Genomic DNA, 18,061 nt, shown 5'->3' with positions numbered 1-18,061 from the left:
AGTTTTAGTCGTTATTTAATTAAAAAGTATGTCAGATCAGAGCACAGAGTTTCTTTATAAGTACCTGAACAATGCTTCGCCAACCGGCTTCGAATCGACCGGTCAGCAGATATGGCTCGACTATATCAAGCCATATATTGAAGAACAGATTATCGATGTGTACGGCACGGCTGTGGGCGTTATCGGTCCGGGCCAGGATTACAAAGTGGTGATCGAAGCGCATTCCGACGAGATTTCGTGGTTTGTGAACTACATTTCGGAGGATGGCTACATTCACGTGCGCCGTAACGGAGGTTCGGACGCGGCTATCGCACCTTCGATGCGTGTAAACCTGCATACGGCGAAAGGCGTGGTGAAAGGGGTTTTCGGATGGCCGGCGATCCACGTGCGCGACGTCGCCAAAGACCAGGTACCCAAAGTACATGAGCTTTTCATCGATGTGGGCGCAGCCAAGAAGGATGAAGTGCTTGAAATGGGCATTCACGTAGGTACCGTGGTGACATTCGCCGACGGCCTTGACGAACTGAACGGCAAATACTACCTGGGCCGCGCGCTCGACAACCGCATGGGCGGGTACATGATCGCGGAAGTGGCGCGTATGTTGCACGAGAATAATGTGAAGCTGCCGTTTACATTGTATGTGGTGAATGCGGTGCAGGAAGAAATCGGCCTGCGCGGTGCTGAAATGATCTCGCGCCGGCTGAAGCCTGATTTGGCGATCTGTACAGATGTTACGCACGACACACAGTCGCCGATGTACAATAAAAAGGAGCAGGGCGACCTGAAATGCGGCAGCGGACCGGTAATCTGTTACGGCCCGGCGGTACAAAACAATGTCCGCGACCTGCTGATCCGCGTGGCCGAGGAGAAGAAGATCCCGTTCCAGCGCCAGGCAGTAAGCCGCTCGACCGGCACCGATACGGATTCATTTGCCTATTCCACGGAAGGGATTGCGTCCGCATTGATCTCATTACCATTGAAATACATGCATACCACGGTGGAAATGGTTTCCAAAGAGGATGTGCAGAATGTAATACAACTGATGTACGACGTGCTGCTTTCGCTGAAAGGAGACGAGGATTTCCGGTACATTAAGTAATGCGTTGGCGGGGCCGCTAATTTCAGCCCCGCCAACTACACACACCTTTCGTTAGCATACTTCATAACTTCATCAACTTACTGGAAAACAATGGATAACCGGGCACGCGGGCGCGGGGCTGCTATCAACACGCCCAACAAATTCTTCAAGCACGAGATCGAATACACCTCCGAGGACTGGCAGCAGTGGGAAGATCCGGAGGTAAATCCCAAAACACAATTCATCGAAGAGGAGTCCAAGACGCTCATGAGTGTGTCGGACAGTCCTGATTTGCCCAATTTTCATTCGATCAACCCTTACCGGGGCTGTGAGCATGGCTGCATTTACTGCTATGCCCGCAATTCGCATGAGTACTGGGGGTTTTCGGCGGGGCTGGATTTTGAAACCAAGATTGTGGTGAAAAAGAATGCGCCGCAATTGTTGGAAAAGCTGTTCAATTCCAAGAAATGGGTGCCGCATCAGATTCATATTTCAGGTAATACCGATTGCTACCAGCCGGGCGAAAAGAAATACCGGCTTACCCGGCAGTTGCTGGAAATCTGTTTGCGGTATCGTAATCCGGTGAGCATCCTTACCAAGAATGCATTGATCCTTCGTGATCTCGATGTTTTGGAAAAAATGGCTAAGCTGAACCTCGTACACGCAGCACTGTCGATTACTTCTTTGAACGAAGAGCTGCGAAGTGCCTTGGAGCCGCGGACGGTGACAGGTAAAAGACGCTTGCAGGTGCTGAAAACGCTGAGTGAGGCCGGTATTCCCACGGGCGTCATGACGGCGCCGATTATCCCGGGGCTTAACGATCAGGAGATTCCTTCGCTGATCCAGGCGATTGCCGAAAATGGGGCATTATGGTCGCATTACACGGTGGTGCGACTGAATGGGGCCATTTCGACTTTGTTCGATGAATGGATCCACCATCACTTTCCCGACCGGGCTGCGAAGGTTCTGAACCAGATCAAAGAATGCCACGGAGGTGTGGTGAATGACTCGCGGTTTGGAATCCGGATGGTGGGAGAGGGTAACTTTGCCGAGCATATCCGGCAACTGCATGATCATTGTTGCCGGAAGTACCTTTCTGGTCGGGAGTTGCCGCCTTTGGATACTTCGCAGTTTATGCGGGCTGGGCAAATGAAGCTTTTCTAGATTTTTTTATGCCACGCAGGCACGAATATCCACGAATTCGTGCTAATTCGCGTCTTCACGGTCCGCCGCTGCGGTGACATTAAAAACCTAATTTGCCATTCCTAAATCTGACCCCATGAAAACGATAGCATTAGCCATAGGCCTCACAGCCGCATTAGCTGCCAATAGCAACTGTGTCAATTCTACCTCCCAAAAGAGCCCGACGATGGCGGATTCACTTTCCGCAGCGCCCGAAGATTTAACCAAAGCAAAAGGCCCAACTACCGGCGCGGACCAGATTTCGCAATATCTGGATTACCTGAAAGGCAAGAAGATTGGTATCGTAGTCAACCAAACTTCCATCATCGGCACCAAGCCGATTGTCGACAGTCTGGTAGCATTAGGCGTCAATATCGTCACCATCTTCGGTCCCGAGCACGGCTTCCGCGGCACGGCCAGTAACGGTGATAAGGTGAACGACAGCGTCGATCCGAAAACCGGTATTCCGGCTATTTCGCTCTATGGAAAGCTCAAAAAGCCCACCAAGGAGCAAATGGCGGCCATTGACCTGATGGTATTCGACATTCAGGACGTGGGTGCGCGCTTTTACACGTACATCAACACGCTCGGGCATGTGATGGAGGCATGCGCAGAGAACAACAAGGAAATGCTCATCCTCGACCGTCCCAATCCGAATGGCTTCCTCGTGGACGGCCCCGTTCTGGAAGACCATCTGCATTCAGGGATCGGGATGTACAAAATCCCTATTTCGCACGGCCTCACGATAGCGGAGTTAGCCCAGATGATCAATGGTGAGGGGTGGTTGCCGAACAAAATGCAGTGTAAGTTGAAGATCATCAAAGTGGCCAATTACGCGCACGACACGCCATACGTGCTACCCGTAATGCCTTCGCCGAACCTCAATACGCAGCAATCCGTAATGCTTTACCCGCACATCTGTATGTTCGAAGGCACCATTCTAAGCCAGGGACGTGGTACTTATATGCCGTTCACGGTACTGGGGGCGCCCTTGCTGAAAGGTAAGTACGACTTCACGTTCACCCCGCACAGTATTAAAGGCATGAGCGAAACGCCGCTGCATCAGGACAAGGAATGCTACGGCCTCGATTTGCGTAAATATGACCTGAAAGATATCCGCAAAAGCGGCAAGCTTCATCTGAAATGGCTCATCGAGCTCTACAAAGCCTATCCCGACAAGGAGAAGTTCTTCGATATGAGCCAAAGCAAGCAAATGGGTAACTTCGACAAGTTGGCAGGGACTGAAAATCTGAAAAAGCAGATCATCGCCGGGGTGTCGGAGGACGAAATACGCAAAAGCTGGGAACCCGGCCTCGGGCAATACAAAGAAATGCGAAAGAAATACCTGATCTACCCCTGACAATTTCTGACAATCCTTGACAATTCCTGACTATCCTTGATAACCCTGACGATTCTTCAAGTTCTTGATCATTAGTGGCTTAAAAACAAAACATCCCAGGGAAACTTCCCGGGGATGTTCAATTATTCTCAACGATATTTAATTAAAACTGATAGCGATTTAGTTTAGGTTTGATATGGTAAATATGGTGTGCGTTTGAGAAACAAATGTGTGCATAATGTTCAGTATCATGCCAAATATGCTCAATCGACCGTAATTACGTTTTTTGGAGTGAAACAGATGCCTGGACCTCAGAAAAATTTTAAAAATTTATTGAAGCCCAGGCCTTCTGTCGGGGTAAAGTATATATAAATAATAGAAGAGGGTGTTTACGTGCTATAAAATTACTTCGCACGTAACTCCTCAACAAATCAAAGTGGTGAAGTATAGCTTTTATGGGGTGTAGCCGGAGAAACAGTAAGTAACCGTTTTTCTGACGGATTGTACTAGTATCAGGAGAAGGTCCTGATACGGCTTAGCAGCTCGGTCCGGTTATCGTTCGTGATCGGGATCTCAATGTCGTTGATCATCACGTGCACGTAGTCGATCGCTGTGATGGCATTTAGGTTGATAATGAAGGATTTATGTACCCGGAAGAAGTAATTGGTGGGCAACTGCTGAAGCATGTTTTTCAGCGTCTCGCGGATGGTGTATTTCTTCTTGGTGGTGTGTAATTCGAGGTAGTTGTCGTCGCTCCGGATGTATAGAATATCAGTTAGCATGATCTTGGTGAACATGTGTTTTTCCTTGATGAACAGGGCGTCCTTGATCACCGTCGTGTCCTCTTTTTCCTCCGAAGTAGTTTCACCCGCCAGCGCCGCCAGACGGTAATTTTTCAGGGCCAGTTTTACAGCCGTATAAACGGTGATTTTCTGAAAGGGCTTTTGCAAAAACGCATGGGGCGCGGCCTGCAACGCGGCGTTCACCACCGCAATATCCTCATGGGCCGACAGAAATAGAAAGGGAATCTTGAAATTCTCCCTGATGTAATGCGCCAGGTCGATTCCCGTTTGATAGCCGTTGAGGTTGATATCCAGCACAGCGAGGTGAAAAACCTTGCTATGAAGCAGCTCAGTGGCAGTCGTATAATCGGTAGCGATATCGTTTGCGTCGTAACCGAAACCATTCAGCAGAAATTGGAGATGTTTCGCAATGATAAAGTCGTCCTCAACGATTAGAATATTCATCTTTGGTATATGTAGTCAGCCTTTGCCCTTCTTGAAAGAGATTATAAAATGGGTTATGTTCGGAAGCCGTCGTGGCGAAGTGCACAGCCGGTATACAAATAATAGGATAATATACGAATTAATTGCAAAGTGAGATTTGTGGAATTTGTCGAATTATCTTTCATAGAAAGTTCCCGAAGTAACCTCACGTTAAAATAACGGCAAAATGTGCTATCGCACAAGCGGTTGCCGTATTGTAGCAATAGTTTTACCCCGCAGCTTCCGGTGCATCCGAATCTTTTTAATTTGATTTATTTAATTTAATATTTACATAATTATACTCAACTATTTTCGGAACCATAGTTTTTTGCCTTTGGTACATCCGGGCGTTACGGTGGAAATGTATACAAGCCCGGATGGTTGGTAACACGGTGTTTGCCCTTCACCCACAATTGCTTCCGCGCTGACGGTTTCTTCGGTCAGCGGCTCGTTTTTGCAGATCACATTCATTCCAGTTTACGCATTTAAGCTTATTTACCTCATGCGAGTTTATCACGAACTGCTACGGGCGGGCCATCGAGGTTGCTACCGGGGATAAGGCCTGGGAAAACCGTTTGTTGGTGCAGGACAGAAAAACTAATCCTAGATTTGTGCTCTAAAATGCCAGGTTATATCACTCACCGACTCTTCTATGAAAAAAATTACGCTACTGTTTTCCTTTCTGATCGTCAGCTTGCGTGCACTGGCCCACCTGGGAGGAATTTCGGGTGTGGTGTACGATCAGTCGACGCGGCTACCGCTTAAAGATGTGACAGTGCAACTTTCCGGAACAGGAAAAGCGGCCATCACCAACGAGCTGGGCCAGTATCGTTTCGAGGACCTTGTACCGGCGCGGTATAAAATAGAACTCTCGCACGTAAGCTTCCGCACGCAGGTGTTCGAAGTGACAGTGGTTTCGGATGAGACGGCCTTTCTGAAAACGGAACTGCCCACTGCGAATGTGGAGCTCGGCGAGGTGACAGTTTCCAGCCGGCGGGCGCACGATCAGCAGCTGATCAGCAATCTCGACATACGGCTGCGCCCGATTACCAACTCGCAGGAGATCCTGCGCATAGTACCTGGGCTATTCATCGGGCAGCACGCCGGGGGCGGTAAGGCCGAGCAGATATTTCTGCGCGGGTTCGATATCGATCACGGTACCGACATCCGGCTGACGGTCGATGGTATGCCGGTGAATATGGTTTCGCATGCGCACGGGCAGGGCTATGCCGACCTGCATTTTGTGATTCCGGAGCTGGTGAATGCGGTAGACTTCAAAAAGGGGCCTTATACTACTGATAAGGGGAATTTTAGTACCGCAGGCTGGGCCGATTTCAGGACGAAAGACGCGCTCGACAAGTCGTTCGTCAAACTGGAAGCGGGGCAATTCGATACTTACCGCGCGGTTGCGGGCATTGATCTGCTGGGACAAAAAGGCAGGGAGAAAAATCAGGCGGCCTACATTGCTTCGGAATATTCATTTACCAATTCCTATTTCGATAACCCACAGAATTTCAACAGGCTGAATGTGGTGGGAAAATACCACGGACACATTACACCCAATACCAATCTGACATTGACCGGCTCTACATTTTGGAGCAAATGGAACCACTCCGGCCAGGTCCCGGACCGGGCAGTCGAGTCGGGGTTGATCGGTTTTTACGGTTCCATCGACCCGACAGAAGGCGGAGAAACCAGTCGGACCAATTTTAATGCCCAGTTTGTGACGGTTACTCCGCGCAACTTTGTAATCAAAAACCAGGTTTTTTACAGCAACTATAACTTCGAACTTTATTCCAACTTCACGTTCTTCCTGGAAGATTCGCTGAATGGCGACCAGATCCGCCAGAAAGAGCGGCGTAATCTGTATGGATATAATGGGAGTATTTCAAAAGAATCGTTTATTGGAAAATCCAGCTGGGTAACCACGCTGGGCGTCCAGTACCGCCATGATCTGACGCGCGGAACAGCGCTTTCCCACACCCAAAACCGAACCGAAACGCTCGAACAATACAAGCTGGGAAACATCAATGAACTGAACGCATCCATCTATCTCGATGAAGTGGTGCGCTTCACCGATCGTTTCTCCGTCAACGCGGGCGTCCGCGTAGATTATTTCAGGGATCAGTATAAGGACCTGCTCGGACAGCCCGTGAATAAAAAGCATGCAAGCGATGCCATAGTGTCGCCCAAGCTCAACTTTTACTATACATTTAACCCAAACCTGCAACTCTATCTCAATACCGGAAAAGGCTTCCATTCGAATGATACCCGCGTGGTGGTACCGCAAGGGGGCAAGCAGATTTTACCAGGAGCATATGGCTCCGATTTGGGGTTAATTTTCAAACCATTTCCCAAAATGGTGGTCAATGCAGCCGCGTGGTATTTGTGGATGCAGCAGGAATTCGTGTATGTGGGTGACGCGGGCGTGGTGGAACCCAGCGGGAAGTCGCGCAGGCATGGACTTGACTTGTCAGTGCGGTACCAGCTTACCAAAACGCTTTACGCGGATGCCGATTTCAACACAGCCAAGCCCAGGGCCGTGGGAGAACTGGACGGAGCAAACTATCTGCCCCTGGCGCCTGTATTTACTTCCGCAGGCGGGTTATCCCTCCAAATGCCCGGCGGCCTGAATGGCTCACTTCGCTATCGCTACATCGCGAACCGCCCCGCCAACGAGGACAATTCGATTGTGGCGAAGGGCTATTTTGTAAGCGATATGCAGCTGAACTATACCAAAAGCCAGTACAGCGTGGGTCTTTCGGTTCAAAATCTCTTCAATACCAAATGGAAAGAAACCCAGTTTGCGACGGAAAGCCGGATAAAAGGGGAAGCCGAGCCAGTGGAAGAAATTCATTTCACACCGGGAACACCGTTTTTCGCCAAATTAGGCGTGACGCTCTTCTTCTGAGTGCTGTAAAACTTCCAGTTTCTTGTGGCGGCCCGTCAGGCTGAAAATGACGGCTACCACCGCCAGCCCGCCGAAGAACCAGAGGCTGAGCTTCCAGTTGTAATACACGATGGCGATCAGGCACAGCACGGAAATCGCCAATGCAATGGCCGGGAAATAGGGGAATGCAGGTACGATGAAAGGTCTTTCGAGGTGCGGCTCTTTGCTTCTTAGTGCAAAAAGCGCCACCATGCTGATAATGTACATTACTACGGCACCCAATGCGGCAAGGATAATAACCTGATCGGTTGTGCCCAGTGATAATGCGAGGCAACCCGCGATCCCGCCGGCGACCAGCGCCCAATGCGGCGTTTGGAAACGGGCATTCACCCTGCCGAGGAATGAAGGCAAATATCCTTCTCGCGCGAGGGCGAAAATCTGCCGGGAGTAACCAATTACGGTCCCATGAAAGGACGCGATAAGGCCGAATAAGCCCAGACTGGCAAACAATTGCGTAAGCCCGCTGTCACGCCCGAGCACGATGCCCAATGCTGCGGGCAGGGGGTAATCGATGCCGCTGAGCTGCTGCCATGGCGCAATGCCTCCGGTAAAAATCATCACCGCCAATGCCAGTACCACCAGTGTAAGGATACCGTAAATGTAGCCTCGCGAAATGGTTCTTTTGGGGTCTTCCACCTCTTCGGCCACCATGGCCACCCCCTCGATGGCGAGGTAGAACCAGATCGCGAACGGCAGCGCGGCAAATACGCCGGCCCATCCGAAAGGCATCGGCTCAGAAACGAATGTATCATAAGAGAAATGCGGGGCGACGATACCGATGTAAATCAGCAGCTCCACCACGGCCAGCAATGTGACGACAAGTGAAAAAGTGGCCGATTCTTTGATCCCCATTAAATTAATGACAATAAAAATGGCGTAGCAGGCAAATGCGACTTCCAGTACTTGCAAGTTGGGGTAGAGGAAGTGGGTGTAACTCCCAAGCGCGAATGCAATGGCGGGAGGTGTCACCAGAAACTCCACCAGCGTGGCATAACCGGCTACGAGCCCGCCCCACCAGCCGAATGCGCGGTAGGCGTAAGAAAACGGTCCGCCCGCCTGCGGAATGGAGGTCGTGAGCTCGGTAAAGCTGAAAATGAAAGTCACATACATGACCGTCACCACGAGCGTCGCGATCAGAAAGCCGATGGTACCCGATACGCCCCAGCCGTAATTCCAGCCGAAATATTCGCCGGAAATGACCAGCCCGACGGCAATGGCCCAGAGATGGATAGGTTTAAGGACTTTTTTGAGCGCAGCGGTTTGTTCAGCAGACATGAAGGACAGGTTTGACTAATTGATGACAGTACAATATAGTCTATAACTCTTCCAAAGCCATTTGATACTACTGAAAAAAAATCGCAGGCCGTATTTTGTTTTGCAAAACTACCGTGGTGCAGTACGCAGATAGTCGCCGAGTTCGCGCACTTTGTCGGTATTGAGGTAATCGACGCTCAGCGCCATCATGGTTTTCCAGGAATTGATATTGTCGGGTGTGGCCCATATCCGCACTTTTTTGCCCAGGTCGTGCACGTCGTTGATCATCTTCTGGATCTTCTTTTTATCTTTTTCCAGAAGAGGCCCTTCGCCGTTCCATTTGGAATATTGCTGAAATGCCTGGCTGATCAGTCCCACATGCGCGAGTTGTGCGGGGGTGTAGACTTTTTCCGGGCGGCCATCGAAATAGATGAAGTTCGGATATTGCTCGAAGCGGGAGGGGTCGGGTACATTACCGCTGACCACGACTTTGACGCTACCGGTCGGCGCGAAAATATGCTTATGAGGTTCGAGCAGCTTGATCAGCGCCGCCAGTGTAGGCTCGCCTTCCGTTTTGAGGTCGATCAGCAATTGGAGCGGCACATTGTCCTGGGTATAAATGCGGCCGCCGTTTTGTTCCACCTTTTGAAGGATCGGAAGCAGGTATAATGCGGCAAAAGTCCGGTTGGGGCGAATGTCTTTCAGGTTATGGGCTACAAAAAGCGAATCGTTGACCAGGAAAATATCAGCCTCTATGGAACCGAACTGCTGTTCGTAAGCATCCTCAAACGGGCGTGCCCGTTCATAATCATTGTGCGAATGTGCCTGAGCGGTAGAATAGGACTTAACGCTTTGGGCTGCAATGAATTGAATAGATAGGATGACGCTGATGAAGCAGGTAGCGATTTTTTTCATGGCAAATTGGTGGAACGGAGTAACGGGGATTAGTTCGATAACGCAATCATAACCTGTTTGATTTCCCTTGCGAAGAATTTTCTACGGATTTTTTGGGATAAAAGGAACAAATTTTCAGCCAATGCCGCGATCGTTTTAGAATATCATTATTTTTAGCCCTGCTTATTACAAACTGATACCTGATAAATAGCGCCTGCATGAGCCAGAATTCTCCTCTATTCCGAAAAAAATCCGTCGACCAGATTCTGAAAGATGCCCATTCGGGAGGTGAGGGAGGTTTAGCCAAAGTACTGGGTGTCCGCGACCTGGTGTCACTCGGCATTGCGGCCATTGTGGGCGCGGGGATATTCAGTACTATCGGTCTGGCGAGCTACAATGGCGGCCCGGCGGTATCACTGCTCTTTGTATTCACGGCTGTGGCCTGTGTATTCACGGCGCTCTCGTACGCGCAGTTCGCGAGTACGGTGCCGGTGTCGGGGAGCGCATACACCTATGCATACGTAGCATTCGGTGAGCTGTTTGCGTGGATCATCGGCTGGGCGCTTATCCTCGAATATGCCGTTTCCAACATGGTAGTGGCCATTTCGTGGTCGGAATACTTTGTGAGTATGCTAAAAGGCTTTGGAATTACCCTGCCTGGCTGGCTCACGATCAACGGTGAATCGGCACGCGAGGCATTTCAGAAATTACAGAGTGTGGGGGCGGCACAGCTGTCGGATTATGAGCGCTTTGCGGCATCGGCTTACGAATCGGCCCCTACGATCGGGGACTTTCACATTCTGCTCAATCTGCCGGCGGGACTGGTAACCTTGCTCATTACGGCATTGGTTTACATCGGGATCCGCGAGTCGAGGACGGCCAGCAATATTATGGTGGTACTCAAAGTGGGTGTCGTATTGCTCGTGATACTAGCAGGTGCATTTTATGTAAAACCCGAAAACTGGTCTCCATTTGCCCCAAATGGTGTAAAGGGCGTGCTCAGCGGGGTAGCGGCGGTATTCTTCGCATTCATTGGTTTCGATTCCATTTCCACCACTGCCGAAGAGTGCCGCAACCCGCAGCAAGACATGCCGAAGGCGATGATTTACTGCCTCGTCATTTGCACGGTATTATATGTGTTGATCACGCTCGTACTCACCGGAATGGTGAATTACACGGAGCTGAAAGTAAGCGATCCGCTGGCATTTGTATTCCAAAAGAATGGCCTGGATTTTATGGCGGGCGTTATTTCGGTCAGCTCGGTTATCGCCATCACAAGCGCATTGCTCGTTTATCAATTGGGCCAGCCGAGGATCTGGATGACGATGAGCCGCGACGGCCTGCTCTGGAAACGGTTTGCTAAAATCCACCCCAAATACCAGACCCCGTCCTTCGCGACGATCGTGACCGGCTTTGTCGTGGGTATTCCCGCATTGTTTTTCAAGATGGATTTCTTCGTCGATCTCACGAGCGTCGGAACGTTCTTTGCATTCATCCTCGTGTGCGGCGGCGTGCTTTACCTCGATCACAAAGGGATTTCGGCCCGTTCCAAATTCCGTGTGCCTTATATCAATGGCAAATACCTGGTGGGAATACTGTTTGCCGTCGCGATTGTGGGCTTGCTCACTTATGGAAAGAGCGTCATTGTGGAATGGCGGATGCTCAGCTTCGCCGAAATCATGGAGCACAAGCTGCTGACCATTATCTTCTGGATTACCTGGTGCACGCTTTCTATTTTGAGTTACCAGCATAACTTCTCTGCGCTTCCGGTAGCCGGAATCCTGACAAACCTGTATTTGATGACCGAACTAGGTGCTTCCAACTGGCTGATTTTCGTCATCTGGTTGGCGATTGGTCTCGTTATCTATTTCAGCTACGGCTATAAACAGAGCAAACTGGCACAAAAATAGGGAAGCTGCCGGGCCTCCCTTTTTGAATATCGCTTGCCGATAAGTTACTTTTTCTCGATTTTCAGCTGTATCGAATACTTATCCTTGGTCCGTGTAGAATCGCCAAACTTGGGGTAGGGATTGACTGCGCTGAGCACAAATCTGTATTTTTCTCCGGCAAATGTCTTTTCCACTGTATCTGCGCCGGTCGAAGCATCGCATTCACCGAGGCACATTTTGACGTGCTCTTTAATGCCTCCTTCGGTAGTAACTCCCGACAACAGCAGATCAACCGCCGCACGACCTCCCCAAATACAAAGCAGGCCTTCGGGGCAACGGCTGTCTTCTATCTCAAAAAACGTCAGAGTAGCCGTCGGAACGTCATTCAATACGACGGTTTCCTTGTATTGGATGCCCTCATCTTTCTTATCCACACCAGTGCTCTTGCAGGCCACCGCCATGGCAGCAAAAAGCACGAAAACATACTTTTTCATCGGGTTCTCATTTAGGTTTGTGGAAAGACGCTGTGCGGTGGGGAATGGTTGTAACGTGGGGGATTTTGACTACCGACAGCCGACTGCCGACCGCTGACCGCCGATTTTTAGTTTGTAAATAAATGATATTTGAAGATTTTCAGATCGTTTTAATGATGCATTACAACACAACAACAACAAGAAATCGGCCGTCGGCGGTCAGCGGTCGGATGGTCCATGGTCGGCCGTCAGACCGCAGGCCCCTAAAACACCAACGTAAACACCGTTCCCTTACCCACCTGCGACTCAACGTTTAGCTGGCCGTTGTGTTGCTGTAAAATCTGGCGGGAGAGGCTTAGCCCGATGCCGGAGCCGGTTTTTTTGGTTGTATAGAATGGAATGAAGATGTTTTCCAATGCCTCGGGCTCGATGCCGTCGCCATTGTCGGCGACTTCGATCATCACGGTGCCGTCGACCTGGTAGGCCGAAAGCGTAATGAGGCGGTTGGTTTGGTGCGAGAATGCCTCGGAGGCGTTTTTAATGAGGTTGATCAGCACCTGCTGGATCTGGCTGGCATCGGCTTTCACGGTGAGCGTTTCCGGCTTTACCGACAGCTTCCAGAGTACGCCGGATTGTGTCAGGTCGGTTTGAAGCAATTGTAATACTTCCTGCAAAAGCTCTGCCACTTCCAGGCTGGCGAATACCGGTTTGGGCAACGTCGTGAAATCGCGGTAGGCATTCACGAACTGCATCATGCCTTTGCTGCGTTTTTCGAGCGTCGATAACGCTTCTTTCAAGTCATTTACGGCTTCCTGGTCATTTGTAGATTTCTCGATATCCTCGTTCACGATCAGGCGCATGGTGCCCACGAGGGATACGATGGGCGTCATGGAGTTCATGATCTCGTGCCGCAGCACCCGGGTGAGGTTTTGCCAGGATTCGACCTCCTGCTGCTGTAACTCGGTTTGGATGTTTTGTAATACCACAATCTTAACCCACATCCCGCGCAGCTGGATGGCGGCTGCCTGCAATGCAAGCGGCTGGTCGTTGGGCGTGCGGTAAAGATCGCGGACGCCTGTGTCGAGGTCGGAAAGCAGTTCGTAAAGGCGCGGGTGCTTTTCTTTGAGTTCGATGAGCTGGTGCAGGCGGTAAATACCCAGCATGCGCAGCGCGGCATTGTTGATGAGGTTTACCTGCCCGTTGGCATCAAATGTAATGAGCCCCGTCCCGATATGCTGAACGATGGTGTTGAGGTATTGCAAATTGGCCTCTTTCTCCGCCCGTGCCTGCCTGAATGCGAGCAGTACTTCGTTGAACTGCTGGTTGAGTTCTTTGAAGGTACGGCCCATTTTGTTGTCCGACCGGAAGTTGATCGTAAAATCCGAATACCGCACGGATTCGAGGAAGTAGGTCAGTTTGCGGTTGACATTCGTGACATACTGGTATAGCAGCGATCCCTGGATGAATATGAATATGGTGCCGAGGATGTACACCAGCGTTTCATTGGTATGCTTGGACGCCAGCCAGGCGAGGGCAATGACGCTCAGGACAATCACTACTATCCTGATCATAATCATAATACTGAAATGCCGGAGTCCGATCATACGGGGTAAGCGGGATAGGGTCGAGGTTTAGTTTTCGATCACACTTTGCGGCACACCCGACATTTCGCTCAGAATGTACTTTTCGAGCGAAGGGATTTTGTAATGTGCCATATCAAATTTTTTATCTTCAAAAACTTCCGCCGCGGGTACCGAAATCGTGATCATCCCCGCTGCGTGTGCGGCGCGCAGGCCCGCGTGCGAATCTTCGAAGGCAATACATTCTCCGGGCAAAACACCAAGTTTTTGGGCGGTAGTGAGGTACACCGCCGGGTGGGGCTTGGTGTGTTTTTCCAGCTCGCCGGAATGCCAGGTGTCAAAATAGTCAATAATTTCCAGTCTTTTTAATACCCCTTCGATGAGCTCCATATGCGAGGCCGATGCGACTGCGAGTTTCAGGCCCTGTTTTTTTAATTCCCTGACCAGCGCAACGGCGCCGGGCATGGCTTCGGCACGGGCCAGAATATCGTGGTGGGCCTTTTCCAGTATTTCTGTTTCAAGCTCTTCGAATGAAGGCGTGTTCCAGGGTTGGATCTGGTGGCACAAATCCAGAAATAGCTTGATGGACAGCCCGGTACTTTGAATGCGAATTGCGTCGGTGATTTCAAAATTGACTTTTTGCATGACAGAACGCGCTGCTTCCGTCCACATCGGTTCGGAGTCGATGAGCAGGCCATCCATGTCGAAAATTGCTGCTTTGATCATGATTAGGTGAGTGTGGGGATTTTTGATAACCACCCAAAACTACTACATTCGCTCGTGACCTGGAAGGAGTATCGGTTAAATGGGAGGAATGGGAGAATGGAGGAAGGGGAGGAAGTGCTGCATTTCTTTTTTCCTTTCCTCCATCCTCCCTTTCCTCCTTTTCTCCCAAACAAAGCAACAATGGTAATTCAACTCGAAACAAACCTCGAAAAACTGCGTGCTTCGGCGCCTTTGGTGCATAATATTACCAATTTCGTGGTGATGAATTTCACCGCCAATGCATTGCTGGCGGTGGGCGCGTCGCCGGTAATGGCGCATGCGGTAGAGGAAGTGGAGGATATGGTCTCGATCGCCGGGGCATTGGTGATCAACATCGGTACACTTTCGGCGCACTGGGTGGAAGCGATGAAGCTGGCAATGAAAAAAGCTGCCGAACTCGGCAAGCCGATCGTTCTCGATCCGGTAGGAGCCGGGGCGACACCCTACCGCAACAAGGTGCTAACCGAGTTGCTCGAAACTGCCCCACCGACGATTATCCGCGGCAATGGCTCCGAAATACTCGCATTGGCGGGCGCCAGCATCCAGACAAAGGGTGTGGACAGCACCGCCGACTCGATGGACAGCATCGGTGCCGCACAGGCACTGAGCGCGCGCTTCGGCTCGGTGGTGAGTGTGAGCGGTGCGGTGGATGTGGTCGTGCATGGCAGCCGCGCCGGCTGGGTTTCCAATGGCGTGCCATTGATGACCAAAGTGACGGGTATGGGCTGCTCGGCATCCGCTATTGCCGGCGCATTTGCCGCCATTTGCAGCGATCCGTTCGAGGCGGCGGTTTCAGCGGCTGCTACCATGGGCGTGTGCGGGGAGCTGGCTCACCGAGAGGCGAAATTACCCGGCTCGTTCCAGATCGCATTTTTGGATAAATTGGCGGAGATTAGCCCGGCACATCTGGCCGAATTGAGTAGGGTTAAATTTGAATAGTAACCAATCCCGTAGCGATTTAATATTGGTAGCGCCGATTGTAATCGTATGTTTCGAAATCCCGTGAGGGATGTAACGACAGAACAAATTCACATTGTTGTTACATGCCCAGGGGCATTTTCGAAAATTGATTGGAACATTTTATGCTACCAATATTACATGCCTGACGGCATTTAAATGAATGTATGATGTTGAATCTCGAACTGTATTTAGTCACTGACGAAGCTGCATGCCTGGGGCGCGATTTTTTCTGGGTCGTGGAAGAGGCTGTGAAGGGCGGCGTCACGATGGTGCAATTGCGCGAAAAATCACTTTCGACCCGCGCATTTATCGATAGAGCGAAGCGTTTGAAAAACCTTTTGGAATCTTATAATGTCCCTTTGATCATTAATGATCGGGTGGATGTAGCATTGGCGGTGGACGCCGACGGCGTGCATATCGGGCAGAGTGATATGCCTTTCCAAACGGCCCACCGGTTGCTTGGCGAAGGTAAAATCATTGGATTATCGGCCGAGAAACAATCTGACGTTATCGAAGCGGAGCATTGGAACCTGTCGTACCTTGCTGTGAGCCCGCTTTTTGCGACTCCCACTAAAACCGACACGGAGCAACCCTGGGAACTTGACGGGCTGCAATGGGTGCGGCAGCAAAGCAGGCATCCGCTGGTGGTGATCGGCGGGCTGCATACAGGCAACGCATACGAGGCCGTTCTGAACGGTGCAAGTGGTATTGCGGTCGTATCGGCTATTTGCAGCGCCCCTTCGCCAAGAGAAGCGGCAAAAGAACTTAAAAAAGCCATCCAGGACGCCATTCTCTGGCCCACCTCAAACAACACGTGACAACTCTTGGCCATACCTAACTATTTCTCACAATACCTGACTACCTCTGACAATACCTGTTTACACCTGACCACACCCGATTAACACCACCAACCACATTCCTATGAACCGTTACCCAACCGTACTTACCATTGCCGGATCCGATAGCGGAGGTGGCGCGGGCATCCAGGCCGACCTCAAAACGATTGCTGCGCTGGGTGCCTACGGAACATCGGCCATCACTGCGCTCACTGCGCAGAACACGCAGGGCGTGCGGGCCATTCATCCTGTACCGCCGGCTTTTTTGCAGGAACAGTTGGAGGCTGTTTTTGAGGATATTACTGTTGATGCCGTTAAAATCGGGATGGTGAATACGGGCGAAGTGGCGCATGTGATTGCCGAGGCGCTCGATCGTTTCAGGCCATCGTTTGTTGTTTTTGACCCGGTAATGGTTTCTACGAGCGGCTCCAAACTGATCCAGGACGAGACAGTCGCGGTGCTCTGGAAAGAGCTTTTCCCACGCGCGGACCTAATTACACCTAATCTCGATGAAGCGGAAATACTCATTGGCGGGCAAATCCGTACCGCAGCGACGATGAAGGGTGCGGCCATTCAAATGGTTGAAAAGGGCTGCAAGGCGGTGCTGCTGAAAGGCGGGCACCTGGTAGCGCCAACGATTTATGATGTGCTGGCCCAAAGAGGGCAGGAACCGTTGATCCTCGAATCGGACTATATTGAGAGCCGGAATGTCCATGGTACGGGCTGTACATTATCGTCGGCCATTGCCACTTACCTCGCTAAGGGTAACTCGCTGGCGGAATCGATCATTTTTGCGAAGGAATACATTGCCGGGGCGATCCGGGAGGGTAAAGACGTCGTTACCGGTCATGGGCCCGGCCCGCTGAACCATTCATTTTCACCAATTTCGATGCAGATTATATCATGAAATTCACTGACCTGCTTTGGGCCGAGGCGCTGCCGATATTTGAGAAAATACAACATCATCCGTTCAACCAGGAACTGAAAGAGGGCACATTACCACTCGAAAAGTTCAAATTTTACATTTATCAGGATTCCCTTTACCTCGCCGATTTCGCACGAGCGTTGGCGGTAGCGGGTACAAAGGCTGGTAATAGCCACGAGCTCCTCGATTTTCTGCAATTTGCCAAAAACGCCATCCTCGTAGAGCGCGCATTGCATTTAGGGTATTTCAAAGAATATGTAATTGATTACCAATCGGGGAAAGCACCGGGCTGTTTTGCGTATACCAATTACCTGATGGCCACCAGCGCATTCGAATCCTACGAAGTGACGGTAGCCGCATTGCTGCCCTGTTTCTGGATTTATAAGCAAATCGGCGACTATATTTACGCTAACCAGGCGACACCGAATCCCTACCAAAACTGGATTAATGCCTACGCAGGTGAAGACTTTGCGCATTCCGTGCAGAAAGCGCTGGATATCTGCGACCGGCTGGCCGAGAATGCTTCGGATGCTACGCGCGCGAAAATGATCGAGGCTTATCTGACGGCTTCGAAGTTGGAATATGTGTTCTGGGATAGCGCTTATCGGTTGGAAGCGTGGGGGGGTTAGGGGGTAGCAATTCGTAAGATATTTTTGTAAATTTGATTAAAC

Annotated in this window: 16 protein-coding genes; 9 read left to right on the top strand and 7 right to left on the bottom strand. The window is 50.7% G+C overall.

All coding sequences use genetic code 11. The features are described from left to right. Positions 1 to 28: 28 nt before the first annotated feature. From J2Y43_RS03745 to J2Y43_RS03735, 3 genes are all read left to right on the top strand, one after another. Positions 29 to 1,099 carry a M42 family metallopeptidase gene (locus tag J2Y43_RS03745; RefSeq protein ID WP_309981196.1) on the top strand — a complete coding sequence of 357 codons (1,071 nt, stop codon included), beginning with the start codon at positions 29 to 31 and terminating at the stop codon, positions 1,097 to 1,099. Positions 1,100 to 1,189: 90 nt separating this feature from the next. After that, positions 1,190 to 2,242: a PA0069 family radical SAM protein gene (locus J2Y43_RS03740; protein WP_309981197.1), complete on the top strand. Its 1,053-nt coding sequence runs from the start codon at positions 1,190 to 1,192 to the stop codon at positions 2,240 to 2,242. 115 nt (positions 2,243 to 2,357) lie between these two features. Further along, the gene (locus J2Y43_RS03735) at positions 2,358 to 3,620 is read left to right on the top strand and encodes a DUF1343 domain-containing protein (RefSeq protein WP_309981198.1); all 1,263 of its coding nucleotides are present in this window, start codon (positions 2,358 to 2,360) and stop codon (positions 3,618 to 3,620) included. Positions 3,621 to 4,111: 491 nt separating this feature from the next. On the opposite strand, the gene J2Y43_RS03730 is transcribed toward J2Y43_RS03735, so the two are convergent. After that, the gene (locus tag J2Y43_RS03730; RefSeq protein ID WP_309981199.1) at positions 4,112 to 4,846 is read right to left on the bottom strand and encodes a response regulator transcription factor; all 735 of its coding nucleotides are present in this window, start codon (positions 4,844 to 4,846) and stop codon (positions 4,112 to 4,114) included. A gap of 324 nt (positions 4,847 to 5,170) precedes the next feature. Beyond that, the gene (locus J2Y43_RS03725) at positions 5,171 to 5,335 is read right to left on the bottom strand and encodes a hypothetical protein (protein WP_309981200.1); all 165 of its coding nucleotides are present in this window, start codon (positions 5,333 to 5,335) and stop codon (positions 5,171 to 5,173) included. A gap of 181 nt (positions 5,336 to 5,516) precedes the next feature. Between J2Y43_RS03725 and J2Y43_RS03720 the strand changes: the two genes are divergently transcribed. Continuing rightward, positions 5,517 to 7,775, top strand: a complete 2,259-nt coding sequence (locus J2Y43_RS03720; RefSeq protein ID WP_309981201.1) for a TonB-dependent receptor — start codon at positions 5,517 to 5,519, stop codon at positions 7,773 to 7,775. On the opposite strand, the gene eat is transcribed toward J2Y43_RS03720, so the two are convergent. Together eat and J2Y43_RS03710 are read right to left on the bottom strand one after the other, a co-directional pair. Continuing rightward, positions 7,752 to 9,089 carry an ethanolamine permease gene (gene eat, locus J2Y43_RS03715; RefSeq protein ID WP_309981202.1) on the bottom strand — a complete coding sequence of 446 codons (1,338 nt, stop codon included), beginning with the start codon at positions 9,087 to 9,089 and terminating at the stop codon, positions 7,752 to 7,754. The two genes, J2Y43_RS03720 and eat, sit on opposite strands and share 24 nt — an antisense overlap. A gap of 108 nt (positions 9,090 to 9,197) precedes the next feature. Then, positions 9,198 to 9,983: a phosphatidylinositol-specific phospholipase C/glycerophosphodiester phosphodiesterase family protein gene (locus J2Y43_RS03710; RefSeq protein ID WP_309981203.1), complete on the bottom strand. Its 786-nt coding sequence runs from the start codon at positions 9,981 to 9,983 to the stop codon at positions 9,198 to 9,200. 197 nt (positions 9,984 to 10,180) lie between these two features. Between J2Y43_RS03710 and J2Y43_RS03705 the strand changes: the two genes are divergently transcribed. Continuing rightward, positions 10,181 to 11,872, top strand: coding sequence for an amino acid permease (locus J2Y43_RS03705; RefSeq protein WP_223402828.1), 1,692 nt, complete (start codon positions 10,181 to 10,183; stop codon positions 11,870 to 11,872). A gap of 44 nt (positions 11,873 to 11,916) precedes the next feature. On the opposite strand, the gene J2Y43_RS03700 is transcribed toward J2Y43_RS03705, so the two are convergent. The 3 genes from J2Y43_RS03700 to hxpB form a co-directional block, all read right to left on the bottom strand. Then, positions 11,917 to 12,345, bottom strand: a complete 429-nt coding sequence (locus J2Y43_RS03700) for a hypothetical protein (RefSeq protein WP_309981204.1) — start codon at positions 12,343 to 12,345, stop codon at positions 11,917 to 11,919. Between the two features lie 242 nt (positions 12,346 to 12,587). Next, positions 12,588 to 13,901, bottom strand: coding sequence for an ATP-binding protein (locus tag J2Y43_RS03695; RefSeq protein WP_309981848.1), 1,314 nt, complete (start codon positions 13,899 to 13,901; stop codon positions 12,588 to 12,590). A 54-nt stretch (positions 13,902 to 13,955) separates the two neighbouring features. After that, positions 13,956 to 14,630, bottom strand: coding sequence for a hexitol phosphatase HxpB (gene hxpB, locus J2Y43_RS03690; RefSeq protein WP_309981205.1), 675 nt, complete (start codon positions 14,628 to 14,630; stop codon positions 13,956 to 13,958). A gap of 180 nt (positions 14,631 to 14,810) precedes the next feature. Here hxpB and thiM point away from each other — a divergent pair, with 180 nt between their 5' ends. From thiM to tenA, 4 genes are all read left to right on the top strand, one after another. After that, positions 14,811 to 15,608, top strand: coding sequence for a hydroxyethylthiazole kinase (thiM, locus tag J2Y43_RS03685; RefSeq protein WP_309981206.1), 798 nt, complete (start codon positions 14,811 to 14,813; stop codon positions 15,606 to 15,608). A 185-nt stretch (positions 15,609 to 15,793) separates the two neighbouring features. Beyond that, complete coding sequence (thiE, locus tag J2Y43_RS03680; RefSeq protein ID WP_309981207.1) at positions 15,794 to 16,447, top strand: thiamine phosphate synthase; 654 nt, start codon at positions 15,794 to 15,796, stop codon at positions 16,445 to 16,447. Positions 16,448 to 16,550: 103 nt separating this feature from the next. Then, positions 16,551 to 17,372 carry a bifunctional hydroxymethylpyrimidine kinase/phosphomethylpyrimidine kinase gene (gene thiD, locus J2Y43_RS03675; protein WP_309981208.1) on the top strand — a complete coding sequence of 274 codons (822 nt, stop codon included), beginning with the start codon at positions 16,551 to 16,553 and terminating at the stop codon, positions 17,370 to 17,372. Next, on the top strand, positions 17,369 to 18,019 hold the full coding sequence (tenA, locus tag J2Y43_RS03670; protein ID WP_309981209.1) for a thiaminase II: 651 nt from the start codon (positions 17,369 to 17,371) through the stop codon (positions 18,017 to 18,019). The genes thiD and tenA overlap by 4 nt, the downstream gene beginning before the upstream one ends. Positions 18,020 to 18,061: the final 42 nt, after the last annotated feature.

The sequence above is a fragment of the Dyadobacter sp. BE31 genome (genome assembly GCF_031457695.1).
GTDB lineage: Bacteria > Bacteroidota > Bacteroidia > Cytophagales > Spirosomataceae > Dyadobacter.
Note: the sequence above shows the minus strand (reverse complement) of the source record. Positions and strands in the feature narration are given on the sequence as shown.